Annotated in this window: 2 protein-coding genes; one reads left to right on the forward strand and one right to left on the reverse strand. The window is 63.5% G+C overall.

What is annotated here, in order from left to right; translation table 11 throughout:
* Positions 1-2,200: GcvT family protein (locus AC1D1P_RS19675; RefSeq protein WP_477674133.1), on the forward strand; the 2,200-nt coding region annotated here is incomplete at its 5' end.
* Positions 2,201-2,306: 106 nt separating this feature from the next.
* On the opposite strand, the gene AC1D1P_RS19680 is transcribed toward AC1D1P_RS19675, so the two are convergent.
* A partial coding sequence (locus tag AC1D1P_RS19680) for a sensor histidine kinase (protein WP_477674134.1) occupies positions 2,307-2,882 on the reverse strand: 576 nt, incomplete at its 5' end.

Consider the following 2,882-nt stretch of genomic DNA (forward strand, 5'->3'; position numbering starts at 1 on the left):
GTATGCATCGCTGGAGGCTGAAACGGGCCTGGCTACCGGCTGGAAACAATGCGGCAGCGTCAACGTGGCGCGCACGCCTGAACGCATGAAGGTGCTCAAAAAGCAGGTGGCTATGGCCAACAGCTTCGGCGTGGAATGCCATGAGATTTCGCCGCAGGAAGCCGGTGACAAATACCCCATCATGCGCACCGACGATTTGCAGGGCGCGATCTGGCTGCCGGGCGACGGCAAGGCCAAYCCCGCGGACCTYTGCATGTCGCTGGCCAAGGGCGCGCGCAACCGCGGCGTGAAGATGGTYGAAGGCATCGAGGTGACCGGYGTCATCATTGAAAACGGCAAGGCYGTGGGCGTGAAGACCGCGCARGGYGACGTGCGCTGCGAAGTCCTCGTCAATTGCGCCGGCCAATGGGCGCGCCAGTTCGGCAAGCTGGCGGGCGTGAATGTGCCACTGTATTCGGCTGAGCATTTCTACATCGTCACCGGCAAGATTCCGGGTGTGCACCCCATGCTGCCGGTCATGCGCGACCCAGACGGCTACATCTACTACAAGGAAGAAGTCGGCGGCCTGGTGATGGGCGGCTTTGAGCCCCAGGCCAAGCCCTGGAAGATGGACCCGATTCCGGCGACCTTCCAGTTCGAATTGCTGGACGAAGACTGGGACCAGYTCGAACCGCTGATGACCGCCGCGCTGCACCGCACCCCGTGCCTGGAGACGGCCGAAGTCAAGATGCTGCTCAACGGCCCCGAAAGCTTCACGCCGGACGGCAACTTCATCCTGGGTGAAGCGCCCGAATTGCGAAACTACTTTGTCTGCGCGGGCTTCAATTCGGCCGGCATTGCCAACAGCGGCGGCGCGGGCCGGCTCATGGCCGAATGGATTGTGGGTGGGGAGCCCAGCACCGATTTATGGGACGTGGACATCCGCCGCTTCGGCAGCTTTACCGGCAACCGCAAGGCACTGGCCGAGCGCACCGGCGAGACACTGGGCCTGCACTACGCCATGCGCTGGCCGCGTCAGGAACTGGAAACGGCGCGGCCGTTGCGTACCTCACCGCTGTACGACATCCTGGCCGCCAGAGGCGCGGAGTTCGGCGGCAAGAATGGCTGGGAGCGTGCAAGCTATTTCAGGCCGGAGGGCCAGGCGCGCCCGGAATACTCCCTCGACAAACCGGCCTGGCTCCCGTGGATGATTGAGGAGCAAAAAGCCACGCGCGAAACCGTTGCCCTTTACGACCAGACCTCGTTCTCCAAATACCTGTTGCAGGGCCGCGATGCGCTGGCCGTGCTGCAGCGCCTGTGCGCCAACGAGATGGACGTGTCTGTCGGCAAGATGGTCTACACCGCCATGCTCAATGAGCGCGGCGGTTTTGAAAGTGACTTGACCGTGATGAGGCAAGCCGCGAACCAATTCCTCATCATCACCGGATCTGCGCAAACGGTAAGGGACTTCGACTGGATCACGCGGCGTATCGGCGAAGCGGAACATGCCGTGTTGACCGATGTGTCGACGATGTACTCGGTGCTGTCGGTGATGGGGCCGAAGGCGCGCGAGCTGCTGGCGCTCGTTAGCCCGGACGACCTGTCGCCCGAGGCGCTGAAGTTCTCATGGACGAAAGAGATTGACGTGGGCTTTGCCCGCGTGCGCGCCGCCCGCATGAGCTATGTGGGCGGGCCGGGCTTTGAGCTCTACACGCCGATCGAAATGGCGCGCCATGTGTACCTGGCACTGATGGAGGCCGGCAAGGCGCTCGGTATTCGTGATGCAGGCTACTACGCGCTGGATGCGCTGCGTATTGAGCAAGGCCGGCGCGCCTGGGGCGCAGAGCTCGGCCCGGACGAAACGCCGTGGGAGGCGGGGTTGGCCTTCAGCGTCAGGCTCGACAAGCCGGCTGACTTTATCGGCAAGGCCGCGTTGCTCAATTCACAGGGGCTGGCGCTGCGCAAGAAACTGGTCACGCTGGTGTTTGACACGCCGGATGCCTTTGCCTGGGGCGGCGAGGCGATTGTGATGGACGGGCAAATGGTGGGCGAAATTTCGTCGGTCGGCTGGAGCCCGCTGGCCGGCGCCTGCGTGGCGCTGGGTTATGTGCGCGGCGACAGCGCCAACCAGCCGCATGCCGGAACGCCTGCGCAAATCGAGCTGTGGGGCGAGCGCATCGGTGCGAAGCTTTACGACAAGTGGCCGCCTGCCAAACCCTGATTCGCTATCATTTCAGGAGCTGCTTGCGCAAGTTCTGTATGGATTGCAGGCTCATTTGCTTAAAAATTCCCGGGAAAGTGCATGGGTGCAGGTGCTGCCGCTGCCGCTACTGACCGTCAGGTAAATCCATCCCGACAAAACGCACGGTGACGCGGGTACCGGGCGTTTGCGGGTGGCCCGGCAGGGCCGCATCTTCAATGGTGATGGTGGCGCCATGCTGCTTGGCGATTTCCAGCACGATGGCCAGGCCCAGGCCGGAGCCGTCGACGTTGGTGCCCAGCGTCCGGTAGAACGGCTGGAACACCAGCTCGCGCTCGGACTCCAGGATGCCCGGCCCGGAGTCTTCCACCAGCAGCACCAGTACGCCGCTGAAGCGGTCGGTCATGAGCCGCAGCGTGACCTGTCCTTTTTCGGGCGTGTAGTTGATGGCGTTGTCCAGTAGGTTGCGCACCAGCTCCTTGAGCAGGGTCGGGTTGCCTTCCAGCTGCGTCGCCTGCTCGCCGGCGGCGGGCCCGTCGTAGCCGAGGTCGATCTGTTTTTCAAGGGCGCGAGGCACCGAGTCGGCCATCACTTCCGAGACGATATGCACCAGGTCGATGTGCAGCTTGGCGAGGCTGCGGCCTGTGGTTTCGGCGCGTGCCAGCGCCAGCAGCTGGTTGACGGTGTGGGTGGCACGTATGCT

The organism is Polaromonas sp. P1_E1_2 (genome assembly GCF_056406035.1).